This window comes from Luteibacter sp. W1I16 (genome assembly GCF_050434905.1).
Classification (GTDB): Bacteria; Pseudomonadota; Gammaproteobacteria; order Xanthomonadales; family Rhodanobacteraceae; genus Luteibacter.
The window spans coordinates 3,307,872-3,325,282 of record NZ_JBNDJJ010000001.1; the positions used below are offsets into that span (position 1 = coordinate 3,307,872).

12 protein-coding genes are annotated in these 17,411 nt (G+C 65.7%); 7 read left to right on the top strand and 5 right to left on the bottom strand.

The window, feature by feature from the left end; translation table 11 throughout:
- Positions 1 to 44 precede the first annotated feature (44 nt).
- Complete coding sequence (locus QFZ41_RS14620; RefSeq protein WP_429199412.1) at positions 45 to 899, top strand: hypothetical protein; 855 nt, start codon at positions 45 to 47, stop codon at positions 897 to 899.
- Between the two features lie 138 nt (positions 900 to 1,037).
- Here the strand turns inward: QFZ41_RS14620 and QFZ41_RS14625 are convergent, their stop codons facing one another.
- Positions 1,038 to 1,718, bottom strand: a complete 681-nt coding sequence (locus QFZ41_RS14625; RefSeq protein WP_429199413.1) for a TerC family protein — start codon at positions 1,716 to 1,718, stop codon at positions 1,038 to 1,040.
- A 292-nt stretch (positions 1,719 to 2,010) separates the two neighbouring features.
- On the opposite strand from QFZ41_RS14625, the gene QFZ41_RS14630 reads away from it, so the two are divergent.
- The 6 genes from QFZ41_RS14630 (at position 2,011) to QFZ41_RS14655 (ending at position 8,768) form a co-directional block, all read left to right on the top strand.
- Positions 2,011 to 3,462, top strand: a complete 1,452-nt coding sequence (locus QFZ41_RS14630) for a bifunctional 2-methylcitrate dehydratase/aconitate hydratase (protein WP_429199414.1) — start codon at positions 2,011 to 2,013, stop codon at positions 3,460 to 3,462.
- 195 nt (positions 3,463 to 3,657) lie between these two features.
- Entirely contained in the window at positions 3,658 to 4,755 is a 1,098-nt protein-coding gene (locus tag QFZ41_RS14635; RefSeq protein WP_429199415.1) for an OmpA family protein, read from the top strand.
- A 701-nt stretch (positions 4,756 to 5,456) separates the two neighbouring features.
- Complete coding sequence (locus QFZ41_RS14640) at positions 5,457 to 5,909, top strand: DUF3574 domain-containing protein (RefSeq protein ID WP_429199416.1); 453 nt, start codon at positions 5,457 to 5,459, stop codon at positions 5,907 to 5,909.
- Positions 5,909 to 7,498: a hypothetical protein gene (locus QFZ41_RS14645; protein WP_429199417.1), complete on the top strand. Its 1,590-nt coding sequence runs from the start codon at positions 5,909 to 5,911 to the stop codon at positions 7,496 to 7,498. The genes QFZ41_RS14640 and QFZ41_RS14645 overlap by 1 nt, the downstream gene beginning before the upstream one ends.
- Positions 7,499 to 7,570: 72 nt before the next feature.
- On the top strand, positions 7,571 to 8,101 hold the full coding sequence (gene gloA / locus QFZ41_RS14650) for a lactoylglutathione lyase (RefSeq protein ID WP_429199418.1): 531 nt from the start codon (positions 7,571 to 7,573) through the stop codon (positions 8,099 to 8,101).
- A 10-nt stretch (positions 8,102 to 8,111) separates the two neighbouring features.
- Positions 8,112 to 8,768 (top strand): rhomboid family intramembrane serine protease, encoded by a 657-nt coding sequence (locus QFZ41_RS14655; RefSeq protein WP_429199419.1) that lies wholly within the window; start codon positions 8,112 to 8,114, stop codon positions 8,766 to 8,768.
- A 3-nt stretch (positions 8,769 to 8,771) separates the two neighbouring features.
- On the opposite strand, the gene rapA is transcribed toward QFZ41_RS14655, so the two are convergent.
- The 4 genes from rapA to QFZ41_RS14675 form a co-directional block, all read right to left on the bottom strand.
- The gene (gene rapA / locus QFZ41_RS14660) at positions 8,772 to 11,603 is read right to left on the bottom strand and encodes an RNA polymerase-associated protein RapA (RefSeq protein WP_429199420.1); all 2,832 of its coding nucleotides are present in this window, start codon (positions 11,601 to 11,603) and stop codon (positions 8,772 to 8,774) included.
- Between the two features lie 83 nt (positions 11,604 to 11,686).
- Entirely contained in the window at positions 11,687 to 12,367 is a 681-nt protein-coding gene (locus QFZ41_RS14665; protein ID WP_429199421.1) for a Fe2+-dependent dioxygenase, read from the bottom strand.
- Positions 12,368 to 12,387: 20 nt separating this feature from the next.
- A complete protein-coding gene (locus QFZ41_RS14670; RefSeq protein ID WP_429199422.1) occupies positions 12,388 to 14,706 on the bottom strand; it encodes a catecholate siderophore receptor Fiu in 2,319 nt (772 codons plus the stop codon).
- A gap of 388 nt (positions 14,707 to 15,094) precedes the next feature.
- Entirely contained in the window at positions 15,095 to 17,239 is a 2,145-nt protein-coding gene (locus QFZ41_RS14675) for a M13 family metallopeptidase (RefSeq protein ID WP_429199423.1), read from the bottom strand.
- Between the last annotated feature and the right edge of the window lie 172 nt (positions 17,240 to 17,411).

Here is a 17,411-nt window from a genome sequence, read left to right on the forward strand (position 1 = left end):
TCACGGGGGTTAGAACACACAAACTTTGCAGGGAGTTTTTTTACATGCGCACACGTCCACATCGTTACGCCAAGGCTGCCGCGGGCCTGGCCATCGCTTCGTTCGCCGTCCTCGGTGCCGCTGCGCATGCGCAGGACAGCAGCAAGAAATCGCAGTCGCCGGCGCTGGACAACATCAGCGTCTGGGTGGGCGGCTACTACACCAACAACGACACGACGATCGGCGCGAATACCGGCATCTTCAACACCAGCGGCGACGTGAACCTCGAAGACGATCTCGATTTCAAGAAGCACAAGACCGTGCCTCGTGTCCGCCTGGACTTCCTGATCGGCGAGCACCAGGGCTTCGCCTTCGACTACTACGAGGTCGACCGCTCGCATTCGAAGACGCTTTCCGAGCAGATCAACTTCCTCGGCAACCCCATCTCCGCGAGCGCCCGCGTGAAGGGCGACCTGAAGTTCACCTTCGGCAGCGCCGCCTATAAGTGGTGGTTCGGTACGGGCGACGACGTCTTTGGCGTGGGCGTCGGTGCCGCGTACTACAAGGTGCGCGCGAGCATCTACGGCAGCGCCACGGTGGCCGGCCAGACCTTCCAGGACGGTTCCGCGAGCGACACCAACGCCTGGGCACCGAACCTCCAGCTCGGCTGGCGGCACGCGTTCAACGACCAGTGGCGCATGTACTTCAACGCGTCCGGCGTGAAGAAGAACGGCGGATCGCTCAACGGCCACATCTGGGACGCCGCGCTGGGCGTGGAGTGGTTCCCGTGGCAGAACGTCGGCTTCGGCGCGGAGTACGCGTACACGAAGATCAAGTTGCACCAGGACAAGCGCAACTACGACCTCGATCTCGACATGAAGCTCAACGGACCGGCCGCCTACGTCCGTTTCCGCTTCTGACCATCCGGATGGCGAGCCGGCGTGATGCCGGCCGCCTTGCCGGGGGGAATCCTGAGGCCGCCGCAAGGCGGCCTGTTTTCTTGGTGATCGAGCGGAGCGCCACTTGCCGCGTCAGGGTGGGAAGGGCCATCCATCCGCTCAGGCGAGCGCCTTTCGTTGGGCGCGGCGTGCCCACAGCCAACCGCCACCGCAGATGCCCGCGACCAGGATCACGTCGAGCAGCCACGGCGCCCAGGGGCGGGCATCGAACCACGGGGCGACCAGGTGGTCGTGGGCGATCATGCGTGCGGCGGTCCAGGCGATGGCGCCGGCGCCGATGTAGACGACGACCGGGAAGCGCTCGATCAGCTTCAGGATGAGCGTCGAGCCCCAGACCACCAGCGGCACGCTGATGGCCAGGCCCAGCACCACCAGGCCCATGTGGCCCTTGGCCGCGCCGGCGATCGCCAGCACGTTGTCGAGGCCCATCAGGGCGTCGGCGATGACGATGGTGCGTATCGCGGCCCAGAAATTGGAGGCCGGGGTGATGTTCGGATCGTGCTCTTCGTGCTTGAGCAGCTTCCAGGCGATGGGCAAAAGCAGGACGCCGCCCGCCAGCATCAGGCCCGGGAGCTTCAGCAGCCAGATCACGGCGAAGGTAAGGGCGATGCGCAAGGCGATGGCGCCGAACGTGCCCCAGAACACGGCCTTCTTCTGGAGGTGGCGGGGCAGGTTGCGCGCCGCCAGTGCGATCACGATGGCGTTGTCGCCCGCCAGCACCAGGTCGAGCAAGATGATGGCGGCGAGGCCGGAAAAGAATTCGGGAGTGAGGAAATCCATGCGGTGAGACCCTTCGCGCGCTGAGTGGACCAATGCGGCAGCGACGGGTACGCGCGCCCGTCGTCACCGCAAAAGTCTCGTTCCCGGCGCGAAGCCGCCGCGAAGACCGGGGCGCGTGGGGCGCCCGTATTGACGATCGTCGCGCACCGGAGCCATGTCGCCCCCGTGGAACTACTCCCCTTTGGGTTGTAGTGGGCCGCATTGTGGCGGTTGGGATGCAGCGCGGCAAGACATGCATGGGGGCTCACCGGTTAAAATCGCCGGCTTTCCCAACCCCTCGCGAGTGAAGTCCATGAGCGCACACGACATCCGTTCCGCCACGCGTCCCGATCCGGACCAGCCGCTGGTGGACATCGCCAACTACGTGGCCGACTACACGGTCGACTCGCAGGAGGCCTACGACACCGCGCGCTACATGCTCCTGGACTCTCTGGCGTGCTCGGCTCTCGCGATGAAGTTCCCCGATTGCGTCAAGCACCTGGGCCCGGTCGTCCCGGGCGCCGAGTTGCCGGGTGGCACGCGCGTTCCGTTCACCTCGCACGAACTGGACCCGGTCCAGGCGGCTTTCGCCATCGGCACCCAGATCCGCTACCTCGACTTCAACGACACGTGGCTGGCCGCCGAATGGGGTCACCCCTCGGACAATCTGGGCGCCATCCTGTCAGTGGCCGACTACCTGTCCCGCAAGGCGATGAAGGAGGGCGGCAAGCCCCTCACCGTGCGCGACGTGCTCGGCTATGCCATCAAGGCGCACGAGATCCAGGGCTGCTACGCGCTCAAGAACAGCTTCAACCGCGTGGGCCAGGACCACGTGATCCTGGTTCGCCTCGCTTCCACGGCGGTCGCCACGGCCATGCTCGGCGGCGACAAGGAGCGGATCACCACGGCGGTCTCCCACAGCTGGATCGACAACGGCGCGCTGCGCACCTACCGCCACGCCCCGAACACGGGCCCGCGCAAGAGCTGGGCCGCCGGTGACGCCTGCCGTCGCGCGGTCACCCACGCGATCAACGCCGTCTACCGCGACGTGGTGGGTTACCCCTCCGCGCTGACGGCGAAGACCTGGGGCTTCTACGACGTGGCCTTCAAAGGCAACGCGTTCGAGTTCGAGCGGCCCTTCGGCAGCTACGTGATGGAGAACGTGCTGTTCAAGATCAGCTTCCCTGCCGAGTTCCACGCGCAGACCGCCGTCGAGTGCGCCATGGCGCTGCACGCCCAGGTGGCCGGCCGCCTGGACGAGGTGGAAAAGGTGGTGATCGAGACCCAGGAGGCAGGTTGTCGGATTATCGACAAGACCGGGCCCCTGGCGAACTACGCCGACCGCGACCATTGCATCCAGTACATGGTGGCCGTGCCCCTCATCTTTGGCCGTCTCACGGCGGATGATTACAACGATGCCGTCGCCGCGGACCCCCGTATCGACGCACTGCGCGACAAAATGACCGTGGTGGAGAATCCGCAATTCACCAAGGATTACTTCGATCCGGAAAAGCGCTATATCGGCAATTCGGTCCAGGTGTTCTTCAAGGACGGCTCGTATACCGAAAAAGTCTCGATCGATTTCCCGATCGGCCACCGCAAGCGCCGCGCCGAGGGCATTCCCGTGCTGCTGAAGAAGTTCGAGGCCGCCCTGCGTGCGGAGCTACCGGCGGAACGGGTCGGGCGCATCCTCGCGGTCACTTCCTCGGCCGAAAAACTCGACGCCATGCCCATTCACGAGTTCATGACACTCTTCACGGCTTGATAATGGCTGTGACTCAAGTATGAACGGCGGTTTTTAGCAGGTGCTCAATTGTTTGATTTTTGCTAAACTGCCGCCGCCCGTTGAAGGGGTATGAAAGCGAGGGACGGCCGAAGTCCCCGGATTCGACAGAGTTCTACGCGCGATTTCCGTCTGGGGTGGAGCGCGGACGCGAATACCAATAATGAGGAGACACCGATGAAACGTAAGGGCTTGTTTTTGCTGATCGGCTTGGCCCTGGGCGGCGTGGGTGCCGTTCACGCGCAGGAATCCGCCGACACGGCGGGTAACGGCTATGACGGCCGCTGGTACATCGCCCCGACGGTAGGCGGTTACTACAACGACACCGATCGCAACACGAACAGCCGCCAGGTTTACTACGGCCTGGGCTTCGGCAAGTTCATCTCGAACAACGCGTCGATCGACATCTTCGCTGATCGCACCAAGCGCGATAACGATGGCGTTGGTCATTGGTCGAACAACAGCTACGGCGTTGCCGCCCGCTTCTACGCTGGTGCGTGGGACAGCTGGCGTCCGTACCTGCTGGCCGGCGTGATGGGTTCGTACCACCACAACCCGTCGGACAATGGCTGGTCCCCGGCTGCCGAGCTCGGCGTCGGCGTGTCCAAGACCATCACCGACAGCTCCGACTTCCGCGTGGAAGCCGGCTATCGCTACGACTGGGACGACAAGACCACCGACAGCGAGAACGGCTACGGTGACTGGTTCCTCGGCTTCTCGATCGTCTCGCGCTTTGGCGAGCCGCCGGCAGCTCCGGCTCCGGCCGCCGCTCCGGCTCCCGCCGCTCCGGATTGCTCGACCCTCGACAGCGATGGCGATGGCGTGAACGATTGCGACGACAAGTGCCCGGCCACCCCGGCAGGCACGATCGTCGGTCCGGATGGTTGCCCGCAGAAGGTCGTCATCGACCTGCGCGGCGTCAACTTCAAGTTCGACCGTCCGAAGAAGGGCGAGACGAACATCGGTCCGACCCTGCAGGAGCCGACCACGGAGTCGCTGGGCGTGCTCGACCAGGCTGTCGATACCCTGCAGCGTTACCCGCAGGTCAAGGTCACGGTTGCCGGTTACACCGATAACGTCGGTAAGGACGCTTACAACCAGGGCCTGTCCGAGCGTCGCGCGAAGATCGTGTTCGACTACCTGACCTCGCACGGCATCGGTGCGGATCGTCTGGAAGGCCCGATCGGCCACGGCGAGAACAACCCGATCGACACGAACGACACGGCCGAAGGCCGCGCTCGCAACCGTCGCACGGAACTGCAGGTTCAGCAGTAATCCTTGCAAGATCGGTAGTAGCTGTAAAAAAAGGAGCCCGGCGAAAGCCGGGCTCTTTTTTTGTCCTCCCGGTAACAGCCGACCGTGCCCGCCTGGTGGGAGCCGACCCTGTCGGCGATCCCGCGGCAGCGGGCCAGTTTCACGCACGGCTCGGCTTCGCCCTCGCATTCGTTGTGCGCGTGGCGGGGGAGCTACCGGGCGCCCCCCTCGGCGCGACAGGCGGTGCCGTCCCTTGGGAAAGGAAAGCCGCTGCGCGGCCATGTTCTATGGCTGGCGCCCCGTCGCGCCCATCGCGCCGTGATGGAATGCCATTTCGTGTGAAACCCTCATCCGGGTGGGAAGCGGGCTGGCCCGCGATTCGCCACCCTGTTTCAAGCGAATGAGGCCGTGCATCGCAACCGAGCGAGCGGTGACAAGCCTCGCCCGGCCATCGCAAAGCTTCCTTCGCCAGCGGAAAGATGGCGGCATCGCGGGCCAGCCCGCTTCCCACCCGGGTGCGGCAAGGGACCAGCGGCACGGCGAGCGGCATGCGGCACATCGCCCGTGGCGAGCGTTGCTCTTCCTCTCCAACCCACCCCAGCTCTATTGCGACGCACAAGCCCAACGCAAGGACGAAGCCGAGCCAGCCTGGTGTACGCTGTGCCGATAGCCGGACGCCTGGCCGTATGGACGTCCGTTCGATGTCATTCCTGGGGATTCGCATGAAGTTGTTCGCAGGGTTGTTCCTGGCCACCTCGTTGCTCGCATCGGCGGGTTGCTCCATGCCGGCGCATCGAAGCGCGGCCAGCGCCACGCTCAGTGGCGATGCGGCGCACCCCGGAAGCGCGCAGGGATGGGTGCGCACCGAGCTCTACTTCGGCCTCGGGCCGGCCGGCGGCCAGGAAGGCGTGGACGAAGCTGCGTGGCGAGCGTTCCTCGACAAGGAAGTGACGCCGCGTTTCCCGAGTGGCCTGACCGTCATCGATGCCTACGGGCAATGGCAGGGTGTGAACCAATCGCGTACGGAGCGCCTGCGCTCGAAGATCGTCGTCCTTCTCCACGCCGACACCCCCGCGCAACGCGCGGCCGTGGATGCGATCCGCGCCGCGTGGAAGGCGAAGACCGGCGATCAGTCGGTCCTGCGTGTGACCCAGCCTGCGGACGTGTCGTTCTGATGGCCGCGCCCACGGCTTCCCGGCGCCGTTTCGGCGGCGGCGACCTCAACGGTGTCCTGGGGCTGGTCGTCGACAATCTCTCGCTGCTGGCTTTCATGGCCACGGCGCTGATCGGCATCTTCGGCATGCCGGCTGACCTGGTCTTCCGCCGCATGTTTCCCGGCACGGCGCTGGGCGTACTGCTCGGCAACCTCGCCTACACATGGATGGCGCACCGCCTGGCCGCGCGCACGGGGCGGCAGGATGTCACCGCGATGCCACTGGGCATCGACGCACCGACCAGCATAGGCATGGCCTTGCTGGTGCTTGGCCCCGCTTTCGCTGGCTACCGGCAGGCGGGCATGGACGCGATGGCCGCGGGGGAGGCTACGTGGCGGCTAGGCATGGCGTCGCTGGTGGTCATGGGCCTGCTCAAGTTCGTCCTCTCCTTCTTCGGCGCCTGGGTACAGCGCACGGTGCCGCGGGCGGGATTGCTCGGATCGATCGCGGGTATCGCCCTTGTGCTCATGGGCTTCCTGCCGCTGGTGGAGATCATGCGCGTGCCGGTGGTGGGTTTCGCCGGGCTGGGCATCGTGTTGTACGGCCTGATCGCGAAGCGGCGACTGCCCTTCGGCATTCCCGGCGTGCTGGCGGCGTTCCTGATCGGCGTGCTCCTTTACTACGGCTTCGGCCCGGTGGGCCTGCTCGGGACGGGCTACCACGCGCCGGCGGCGTGGCAATGGCGCCTTGGTTTCCCATGGCCGAGCCTGGGCTTCGTCGAGGGTCTTCCAGCGACGCTGCCATACCTGCCGTTGATCCTGCCGTTCGGCCTGTTGATGGTGGTCGGTGGCATCAACGTCACCGAGAGCGCCCGCGCGGCGGGTGACGATTACCCGACGCGCGACATCCTGCTGGTCGAAGCGCTCGCCACGCTGGTCGCGGGCATCTGCGGCGGTGTGGCGCAAACCACCCCATACATCGGACAGCCCGCATACAAGGCGATGGGCGCGCGCACGGGATACACGCTGGTCACGGGCCTGGTCATCGGTCTGGGCGGTGTGTTCGGTTATCTCTCCAATCTCGTCGAATTGCTGCCCGTGGCGGTGCTGGCGCCGATCCTCGTCTTCGTCTCGATCGGCATCACCACGCAAGCCTTCGAAGCGACGCCGTTGCGCTATGCCGGCGCCGTGGTCTTCAGCTTCTTCCCCGCGATCGCGCGCATGGTCGCGATCAAGCTGGGCGATCCCTCGATCGTGGATCCGGCGCATTTCGCTGCGTTGTACGCCGATGCTACGCAGGGCGTCTCGGCCATGGCCGTGATCGTCATCCTCGGCAATGGCTTCATCATCACCTCGATGATCTGGGCCAGTTTCGTCGTGGCGATGATCGACGGGCACGTACGCAAGGCGTCAGGCATCGTGGCCCTGGGCGGCGTGTTGACGGCGTGCGGCCTGATCCACTCGGTGCAGCCGATCGGTTCGGTCTACCTGCCGTGGTCGCTGGATGCGGCGTCGCAGTCACTCGTGGGGCAGTTCGTCGCGGCCTATGCCGCCCTCGCGGCGGTGTTGTTCCTGCTGTCGTTCGACCGCCAGGCCAAGCGGAACGCCTGACACCGCGGCCTCCACGCTTGAATTGCGGGGCCGGCGCAGCCACCCTTGGGACCTGTCCCAAGGAATCGCCCCATGCCGCTCTCCGACCTCACGTCGCTCCCCGGCGTCACCGCCACGCCCGATGCGGCGACCCATGGCTATGTCTTCAACCATACGATGATCCGCGTGCGCGACCTCGACGTGTCGCTGGACTTCTACACGCGCGTGCTGGGATTCACTCCCGTGTACAAGAGCGTGTTCGCGGAGGCGGCGTTCACCATCGTCTACCTCGTCCTGGTCGCCGACCAGGGCACGATCCCCGATGACGACGAAGCCCGCAAGGAATGGGTGCTTCGACAGCCGGGCGTGCTCGAATTGACGCACAACCATGGCACCGAGAACGATCCCGGCTTCGCGTACCACAACGGCAACAGCGAGCCGCGTGGGTTCGGCCATTTGTGCGTCAGCGTCCCGGATGTCGAAGCGGCATGCGCACGCTTCGAGGCGCTCGGCGTCACCTTCCAGAAACGCCTGAGCGATGGAAGGATGCGCCATATCGCCTTCATCCGCGATCCCGACCAGTACTGGATCGAGATCCTCCAGCCCACGCCGTTCGCCGCCTGACGCCGCGCCGATGCCGACCAACCTGCCGCCGGTGACCCGGAACCTGCTGATCGCGAACGTGCTCGTGTTCGCCCTGCAATATCTGTTGAAGGACCAGGACACCCTGGCACTGACGCGCTGGTTCGCGTTGTGGCCGTTCGGACACGACATCGCCGTGGACCTCGGCGGGGGCGACATCGCCGGCATCGGTTTTCGCCCGTGGCAGCTGGTCACCTACGGCTTCATGCACGGCAATGTGATGCACATCGTGTTGAACATGTACGCCCTGTACATGTTCGGCGGCCTGATCGAACGGGTGATGGGCGCGCGCCGCTTCACGATCTACTACTTCGTGTGCCTGGTCGCCGCCGCGGTGGCGCAACTGGCGGTGGTGTACCTGTTCGAGCCGGACCGCATGTACCCGACCGTGGGAGCATCCGGTGCCGTGTTCGGCTTGCTCGGCGCGTTCGCGATGTTGTTTCCGCGCGAGAAGCTGATGCTGATCCCGATTCCGATCGGAATTCCCGCCTGGCTTTTCGTCACCCTTTACGGCGTCGCCGAACTGGTGTTCGGCGTGACCGGCACGTTGTCCGGGGTGGCTCATTTCGCCCATCTGGGCGGCCTCGCGGCGGGTCTCGTACTGCTCTGGGCGTGGGGCGTCAGGCCGCCGCCACGCCCCCGGTTCTAGGTGTCAGCGTAGCGCCAGGAAATCAGGGCTGACCACGAAGCGGACGGCGTCCAGGCGCAGTCTCGCCTCGGGGATGGCGGCGAGCAGCGCGTCGCGTTCGGCGGCGATGGCATCCACTTCCTCGTCCTTGATCGACGGGTTCACGGCATGCAGCGCGACGAGACGGGCATGTTCCGCATCGAGCTCGTGCCGTGCCGCCCCGAGCGCCTCGGCCTTGAGCACTTCGGCGCGCGCTTCCGCGAGGTCCTGCGCGCGTTCGAGCATCGGCGGAACGAGCTTGGACAGGAACTTTCGGTAGCGCGGCACCTCGATGTTGCGGTCCGACGCGCGGCGAAGGGCGACATCGCTGGGGCGGAACTGCGCGCGTTCGCTGAGCTTCGTGTCCACGGTCAGCATGAGAGGTGTCGCCGGCAGGAAACGGCCGGCGTCGAGCGTGCGTTCGGCCACGATTTCCAGCACGAACACCGTTTGCAGCAACGCGGTTCGCACGGGCAGGGCATCGTCGACGAGGAAGGCGGCGTTGCCATCCTCGCCGGAGACGAGCAGGTCCACCGCAGCCAACACCATCGGGTGGTCCAGGCGCAGCAGGGGAAGTTCTTCGCGCGCGAGCGCGAGGTCGCGGGAGAAGGTCACCGAAACCGGGCCGTCGGCGAAGCCCGGGAGACCGTCGGTGGAGAGGTATTGCGGATCGAGCAACACGATGTCCGGTGCCAGTTCCTCGGTATGGACGCCGTAGGTTTCGAACAGGCGCTGGATGAAGGTATCGCGCGTGGGATCGCTGTCGTCGGCGGCGAAACTGCCGGCGAGGTCGTCGGCATGCGGATCGCGGCTGGCGGCGAGTTCGAGCAGATGGTCGCGGCCGGCGTGGATCAGGGCCGACAGTTCTTCGTGGGCACCGCGGGTCTCGGCGATAAGCGCATCCAGTTCCTGGTCGCGGTCGTCATCCTCGCGCGCGTGCTCGTCGGCAAGGGTGGCGAGCAGTGTGCCGAAGCGGCGGAGCAGTTCACGGCCGTCGGCAGGGCTGCTGCGGAACGCGTCCAGGCCTTCGTCATACCAGCGGGCCAGCACGTGCTGCGCGCTCTGCTCCACGACGGGAACGTGGATGACGATGTCGTGTTTCTGGCCGATACGGTCGAGGCGGCCGATGCGCTGTTCGAGGAGGTCCGGGTCCAGAGGCAGGTCCCACATGACGAGCCGGTGCGCGAACTGGAAATTGCGGCCTTCCGAACCGATTTCCGAGCAGAGCAGCAGGCGCGCGCCGTCGGGTTGAGCGAAGAAGGCCGCGTTGCGATCCCGCTGGACGATGCCCAGGCCTTCATGGAAACGGGCCACGCCGACGCCGCTCTTCGTGCGCAACGCATCCTCGATCGCCATCACCTTGGCCTGGCTTCGGCAGATCAGCAGGAACTTGTCGGCCGGATGGGCTTCGAGCAGGCCGATCAGCGCGGCGAGGCGCGGGTCGTCGGCGTAATCGAATTCCAGGGCCGCGGGCGGTTGCTGGATATCGGAGCGGAACTCCGCGAGCAGGGCGTCGCGGCGGCCCGGGTCGAGCGTGCCCGGATCGATGGCGAGCAACTCGGGGGTGCGCCGGGGAAAGCCACCGATGCCGGCGCGACGGTTGCGGAACATCGCGCGGCCCGTGCCATGGCGATCGATCAGGGCGGCGAGAAGCTCGTCCGTCGCATCCGCGCGGTCGAGCAGGCCAAGCAGTTCGCGGTCGCCCTTGAAGCGGGTGGCAAGCAGCGCCCGCTGTTCGCCGTTCAACGCCTGGCCTTCCGCCAGCGCGCTGGCGGCGTCGGACAACGGGCCGTAGCCCGCCGATTCGGCCAGGTAGGCGTCGAGGTTCGCGTAGCGTTGCGGATCGAGCAGGCGCAGGCGGGCGAAATGACCGGCGCGGCCCAGCTGCTCCGGCGTGGCGGTGAGCAGGATCACGCCGGGAGTGGCCGAAGCCAGCTCTTCGACGAGGCGATAACGCGGGCTGGCGCCTTCCGGCGTCCATTCCAGGTGATGCGCCTCGTCGACCACGATCAGGTCCCAACCCGCCTCCACGAGCTGCGCGGCACGGCGCGGCGACGATTCGAGGAAGGCGAAGTCGGAAATGACCAGCTGTTCGTCTTCAAAGGGATTGCGCCCGTCGCTGGCCGTTTCGATGGCTTCGCAGCGCTCTTCGTCGAAGATGGAGAACGAAAGGTTGAAACGGCGCAGCAGTTCCACGAACCACTGGTAGACCAGGGTCTCGGGCAGCAGTACGAGCACGCGGCCGGCGCGGCCGGCGGCGAGCTGCCTGGCCAGGATCATGCCGGCCTCGATCGTTTTGCCCAGACCCACCTCGTCGGCGAGCAGCACACGGGGAGGACGGCGCGCGGAAGCGATGCCGGCCACCCGCAACTGGTGCGGAACCAGGCCGATACGGGCCGACTCCAGGCCCCATGCCGCGGAACGGCGGGCATCGGCGCGCCGTCGCAGGGCCTCCAGGCGCAGGTCGAAGCGGTCGTTGGGATCGGTGCGGCCGCCGATCAGGCGGTCGTCGGCTTGCGACAAGGCCTGTTCATCGTCGAGCTGTCCTTCCTCGAGTTCCCGGCCTTCGCCGCGGTAGACGAGCAGGCCTTCGCGTTCCTCGATGCGTTCCACCAGGAAGGCGATGCCCTTGCCGGAAACGCGTTGGCCGGCCCGGAACTCCGCGCGGATGAGGGGAGCGCTGTCCGCCGCGTAAGGGCGCAGGACGCCCGACTTGGCGAAAAGCACCTGCACGCTGCGTCCTTCGACGCGGAGAATGGTGCCGAGGCCGAGCTCAGGCTCGGCGGTGGAGATCCAGCGTTGACCGGGTTGGAACATGCGTTTGGGAGGCCGAGACATCGAGGGGGCGCCAATTATCCGCCCGCGAGGCTCTCGTGCCTACCTTGTCGTGAAACGGAGGCTCAGGTCTCGGCCCAGCGCCGCAACAAGTTGTGGTAAACGCCTGTCAATTGCAGGATAGACGCCTGATCGGCGCCGCTGGCGGAGAGCGTGCGGATGGCCGTGTCCATCTCCAGCAGCAGACGCCGGGCACCATCGTCGCGCACCATGCTCTGCACCCAGAAAAACGACGCGATACGTGCGCCACGCGTGACCGCGGCGACCCGGTGCAGGCTGGACGACGGATAGACGATCGCATCGCCCGCGGGCAACTTCACCTCGTGCTCGCCATAGGTGTCGCTGACGATCAGTTCGCCGCCCTCGTATTCCTCCGGCTCGCTGAGGAACAGCGTGCAGGAGATGTCGCTCCGCGTGTGTGTTTCGCCGGTGCCGGTCGACATGACGGCACCATCGATGTGGAAGCCGTATTCGCCGCCTCCTTCGTAGCGGTTGAAGCGCGGCGACAGGGTACGCAACGGCAGCGTGGCGGCGTGATAAAGCGGGTGGCGGTTCAAAGCCGCCACCACCACCTCGCCCAGTTCGCGGCGCAGTGGCGACGCGTCGGGCAGTTGCAGGTTGCGTTTTACCTTCGCGCCTTGCGGACCAACGGTCTGCCGTCCGTCGGTCCACTCGGCGGCATCCAGTGCCGCGCGCATCCCGGCGACCTGATCCTTGCCCAGGACTTCGGGGATGTGCATCAGCATGGCGGCCTTCCTCCGGTCGATCAGAATCGCACGTTGGCGGTCAACATGGCCGAACGCGGTGTCCCCGGAGTGTAACGGTAGCCGCTCTTGTTGATTGCCGCGACGTATTCCTTGTCGAAGAGGTTGTAGACGTTGAGCTGGATATCGAGATGGCGGTTCACCGGGTAGCTCGCCATCGCGTCGAATACCCAGTAAGCGCGGGTGTAGGCCGGCGTGCCGATCGCGCCATCGGTACCGCGCTGCAATTCGCCGGAGTAACGCGCTCCTCCGCCGATAGTGAGGTTGAAGGGCAGGTGATAGGTGGTCCAGGCGGTGAACGCCCTCTTCGGCGTGTAGGCGAGGTCGTCGGAACCGTTGGCCGTGACACCCATGCCCTTCTCGACGGTGGCATCCATCGTGGTGAAGCCGGCGCTGACCGCCCAATCCTCCGTGAGCTTGCCGAGCGCGGAGATTTCGATGCCCTGCACGCGCTTCTTGCCGATCTGGTAGTACAGGAGGTCGGTCGGGTCCTGGGTCAGTTCGTTGGTGACCGTGGTGCGATACAGGGCGGCGGTGAGGAGCAGTTTCTCCCCGAGCAGGTCCCACTTCGTGCCGATTTCCGCGGTGCGGGCTTTCTGCGGATCGAAGTTGGGGTTGTCGGCGCTGTTCGCGGAGGAAGACAGCGTGAGCGTGTTGCCGCCCGGCGGCTCCTGCGACTGCGCGAAGTTCACGTAGATGCTGCCGTTCGCCGCCGGCTTGTACAGCACGCCGATCTTGTAGTTGACCAGGTTGTCGCTGGTGCTCGCGTTGACGCCGGGAACGATGCTTCCGGCAGGGCGCGGTCCGCACACAGGGCCACCGCGGGCACCGCAGACCACGAGGCTGTCGAAGTCGGTCTTGTAGTGATCGAGGCGCACGCCGGCATTCACCTGCCAGTGCTCGCCGAACTTCAGCGTATCGAAGAAGTACGCCGCGGCGGTGTTGGTCTTGCCTTCGCTGTGGGCTCCGGTCTCACCGTAATTCAGGCCGCCGACGTCGGAGAACGGACGGTAGAGATTGGCGGCCGGCCAGGTGCTGCCACCGAGGGCGCCCAGGCCGATCGTGCGCGCCTGCTCCTGCGTCAGTTCGATGCCGGTGCTGATGTTCTGCGTCACAGCGCCCGATTCGATCGTGGCCGTGAGATTGGTCTGGTTGGTGACGATGCGATTGGACTGGTGCTTGAACGTCGGCGTGCTGCGCGCGATGGTCCACGTGGACGGGTCGGTCGGATCGGGCGTGCGCAGGTTGGCCGCGGAGCCCATGAACGAGGTGAGCAGGTAATCCTGCGTGGTGCGCCCCCAACGCGCGGTGTTGTGCAGCGCAAGGTTCTCGTTGAAGTCGTGCTCGACGATGACCGTGAACATGTCCTGCGTGACATGGTCGTGGTCCTGGCCAGTGCCGTAGAAGTTGTCGGGATCGACCTTGCCCGCGTCGTTGAGGAAGGCGCGGCCGTCGGGACTGCTGTAGCCGGGAAGGCCGATGGTCGGCACACCGCCATCCGGCACGTTGTTCTGCTTGATGTGCAGGTAGTCGAGGTAGACGCGGGTCGGCGTGCCCAGGCCAAAGGCCAGCGACGGCGCCACGCCCCAGCGATTGGTTTCCACCTGGTCGCGGCCGTAGACACCGCTGTCCTGGCCCATCACGTTGAGGCGGAATGCGGCATCGTTACCCATCGACTGGTTCCAGTCCGCGGTGGCGCGGCGGCGCTGGCCGCTGCCGGCCTGTACCGAGCCGGAAATGCCGTTCCCGAGCAGCGGTTGCTTGGTCACCAGGTTCACGGCGCCGGTGGGCGCGGTGCGGCCGTATTCGGTACCGTCCGGGCCCTTGGTCACTTCCACCTGTTCGATGTTGAACACGTCGCGCGAGACGGTGCCGATGTCGCGCACGCCGTCGACGAAGATACTGCCGGAGGTATCGAAGCCGCGCATGTAGATCGAATCGCCGGTGTTGGTCGCGCCGTTCTCGCCGACGAAGAACGTGCCCACGCCCGGGCTGTTGCGCAGCGCCTCGGTCAGCGTGGTGGCGCCTTGCTGCTGGATGAGCGCCTTGCCGATCACCTGGATGGTCTGCGTGGTATCGAGCAGGGACTGGGTGAATTTCGGCGAGGAGACCTTGTCGACGCGGTAGTCGCTTCCGCGGTCGGCATCCACCTGCATGCCGGGCAGGGCCTGCGCATCGTTGACCTTGGCCTGCTGTGGCGGTGCCGCGATGTCGGCGGGTACGTCGCTGGCGGCGGCGCCCTGGGCGAGGCTGATCAGTACGGCGGCACCGACGGTACGCACCGCGGGGGCGGCGTGCTTGCGGCTCTTGATGAAGGCCATGAGATTCCCTTGCGTGTCTGAAGACGAATGTGGAACGGCCTTCGTTCGCGCACGCGCCAACTTCGCGCGGCCTTACAGGCGCGCTGTGTCGGGTTCTGGTCGTTCCCTGGAACGAGACGCACGCGGGTACGGGACCCGTCTGGATGCATATCGTAAGTTTAATGAGAACGATTTGCAATTAGATTAGGGCAAACCCGACAGGCTCTGGTGGGAAGGACCTTTGGTGGTGGGAGCCGACCCTGTCGGCGATGGGTGCTTGCCTCGACCCGGCCCGCTGCCGCGGGATCGCCGACAGGGTCGGCTCCCACCAGAGCGATTCGGCTCCAAAGAAAAAGGCGCCGCACTTTCGTGCGGCGCCTTGGGCACCATCAGCGACGGTGTGTCGCCGTTACCAGATCTTCACTTGCTTGTCGGCGGCACGGATCATCTTCGCGTCCGGCTTGCACTGGAAAGCCGAGGCGAAGGCTTCCATGTTCGACGGTGCGCCGATGGCGCGCAGCGACGCGGGAGCGTGCGGGTCGACGTTGAGGTAGAGCATCGCCTGCTTCTCGCGGACGTTGCTGCGCCACACGCGTGCCCAGTTCAGGAAGAAACGCTGGTCCTGCGTGTAGCCGTCGATCTTTTCCTGGGCTTCCTGCGGGTTCTTCTTCAGGGCTTCCTGGAGCGCGTCGTACGCCACGTTCAGGCCGCCCAGGTCGGCGATGTTCTCGCCCAGCGTGAGCTTGCCGTTGACGTGCAGGTCCGGGTGGTCCTTGATCGGCGCGTACTCGTTGAACTGGGCCACGAGCTTGCCGGCGCGCTCGTCGAACTTCGCGCGGTCTTCCTTGGTCCACCAGTTCTTGTTGTTGCCGTCACCGTCGAACTGGCTGCCTTCGTCGTCGAAGCCGTGGCTGGCCTCGTGGCCGATCACCGCGCCGATGCCGCCGTAGTTGATCGCGTCGTCGCCGTGGGCGTCGAAGAACGGCGGCTGCAGGATGGCGGCCGGGAAGTTGATCGTGTTGTCGGTCGGGTTGTAGTAGGCGTTGACCGTCTGCGGGGTCATGCCCCATTCCAGGCGGTCGGTCGGCTGGCCGATCTTGGCGATGTCGTAGTGGTAGTTGAACTTGCTCGCGGCTTCCACGTTGCCGTAGTAGTTCTCACCGTTCACGTCCAGGCCCGACCAGTCGCGCCACTTGTCCGGATAGCCGATCTTGGGCAGGAAGGTGTTCCACTTCTGGATCGCCTTCTGCTTGGTCTCGTCGCTCATCCAGTCGAGCTTCTCGATGCGTGCCTTGAGCGCGTTGCGCACGTTGTCGACCAGCTCGTTCGCACGCTGCTTGGCTTCCGGCTGGAACACCTTGGCCACGTAGAGCTGGCCAAGCGCCTCGCCCATCGACGAGTTGACCGAGCCCAGCACGCGCTTCCAGCGAGGCTTCTGCTGAGGCTGGCCGGAGAGGGTCTTGCCGTAGAAGTCGAACTTGTTGTCCTGGAACGTCTTGGACAGGTACGGGGACGCGCTGTCGATGGCGTGGAAGCGCAGGTAGGCCTGCCAGGTCGATACCGGCGTGCTGGCCAGCATCTTGTCGAACTCCTTGAAGAACTTCGGCTGCGACAGCGAGAAGCCCTTGTCGACGGTCACGCCCTGGGCGGCGAAGAACTTCTGCCAGTCGAAATGCGGCGTCACCTTGTTGGCTTCGGCGACGGAAACGAAGTGGTACTGGTTTTCCGGCGCGCGCAGTTCCACCGGCGCGAGCGACGCGGCGGCGAGCTGGGTCTCGAACTTCATCACGTCGTCGGCTTGTTTCTTCGCCTGGTCTTCCGGCACGCCGGCGAGGGTCAGGGTCTTGGCGATATAGGCGAGGTAAGCCTTGCGGTTCTCGGCTTGCTTCGGATCGGTGTAGTAATCCTTCGTGGGAAGGCCGAGGCCGTCCTGCTGGGCGTAGCCGATCTGCATCTTCGCGTTCTGGAAGTCGGCGCCCGCGCCGAAGCCGAACACGTAGCCATTGCCGTCGTTGAAGCTGGTATCCAGGAAGTCGACGATGTCCTGCGACGTCTTCAGGGCGTCGATCCTGGCCAGTTCCGGCTTCAGCGGCTCGACGCCGGCCTTCTCGATGGCGTCTTCGTTCATGCCCGAGCGGTAGAGCAGGCCGATCTTCTGTTCGATCGAGCCGGCCTTGGCATTGGCCGCGCCCTTGTCCATGGCATCGACGATATCGTGCTGCGTGTTGAGGCTGTTCTCGGCGAGCTGGTCGAAGGCGCCCCAGCGGGTGCGGTCCTCGGGAATCGGATTGGCCGCGACCCACTTGGCGTTGACGAAGCCGTTGAAGTCGTTGCAGGCGTCGATCCCGGTGTCCAGGTCGGCGATGTTGAAGGTGGGACCGGCAGGCTTGGCCGCCGCGGTGGTGCTGGAGGCGGCAGGGGCGGCGCTGCTGGGCGACGCGGGCTGGTTGCCACCGGGCACCGCCGTGTCGGCATCGTTGTGCTTGCTGCACGCCGTGCCGGCGAGCGCGACGGCCAGGGCCAGCGCGAGCGGCTTCAGATACTGCTTGGTCATGGATTTCCCTCTTTCATGGTGTCGATGACGGTGCCCCCGGCACCGTTGCTCCCCAGCATATCCGCTGCGGCCCCGGTGCAGGGCCGACTGTGACGAAAGTCATGGTTCCCCATATTTCGCAATAACTCGCGGCGAATGTCCCCGGACTGTCACACGGGCTTCCTACGCTGCG

What these genes read in the sequence shown, in the direction of transcription:
- QFZ41_RS14635 (WP_429199415.1), top strand. Translation starts at nt 3,658, where the DNA reads ATGAAACGTAAGGGCTTGTTTTTGCTGATCGGCTTGGCCCTGGGCGGC.
- rapA (WP_429199420.1), bottom strand. Translation starts at nt 11,603, where the DNA reads ATGTTCCAACCCGGTCAACGCTGGATCTCCACCGCCGAGCCTGAGCTC.
- QFZ41_RS14645 (WP_429199417.1), top strand. Translation starts at nt 5,909, where the DNA reads ATGGCCGCGCCCACGGCTTCCCGGCGCCGTTTCGGCGGCGGCGACCTC.
- gloA (WP_429199418.1), top strand. Translation starts at nt 7,571, where the DNA reads ATGCCGCTCTCCGACCTCACGTCGCTCCCCGGCGTCACCGCCACGCCC.
- QFZ41_RS14630 (WP_429199414.1), top strand. Translation starts at nt 2,011, where the DNA reads ATGAGCGCACACGACATCCGTTCCGCCACGCGTCCCGATCCGGACCAG.
- QFZ41_RS14640 (WP_429199416.1), top strand. Translation starts at nt 5,457, where the DNA reads ATGAAGTTGTTCGCAGGGTTGTTCCTGGCCACCTCGTTGCTCGCATCG.
- QFZ41_RS14665 (WP_429199421.1), bottom strand. Translation starts at nt 12,367, where the DNA reads ATGCTGATGCACATCCCCGAAGTCCTGGGCAAGGATCAGGTCGCCGGG.
- QFZ41_RS14620 (WP_429199412.1), top strand. Translation starts at nt 45, where the DNA reads ATGCGCACACGTCCACATCGTTACGCCAAGGCTGCCGCGGGCCTGGCC.
- QFZ41_RS14675 (WP_429199423.1), bottom strand. Translation starts at nt 17,239, where the DNA reads ATGACCAAGCAGTATCTGAAGCCGCTCGCGCTGGCCCTGGCCGTCGCG.
- QFZ41_RS14625 (WP_429199413.1), bottom strand. Translation starts at nt 1,718, where the DNA reads ATGGATTTCCTCACTCCCGAATTCTTTTCCGGCCTCGCCGCCATCATC.
- QFZ41_RS14670 (WP_429199422.1), bottom strand. Translation starts at nt 14,706, where the DNA reads ATGGCCTTCATCAAGAGCCGCAAGCACGCCGCCCCCGCGGTGCGTACC.
- QFZ41_RS14655 (WP_429199419.1), top strand. Translation starts at nt 8,112, where the DNA reads ATGCCGACCAACCTGCCGCCGGTGACCCGGAACCTGCTGATCGCGAAC.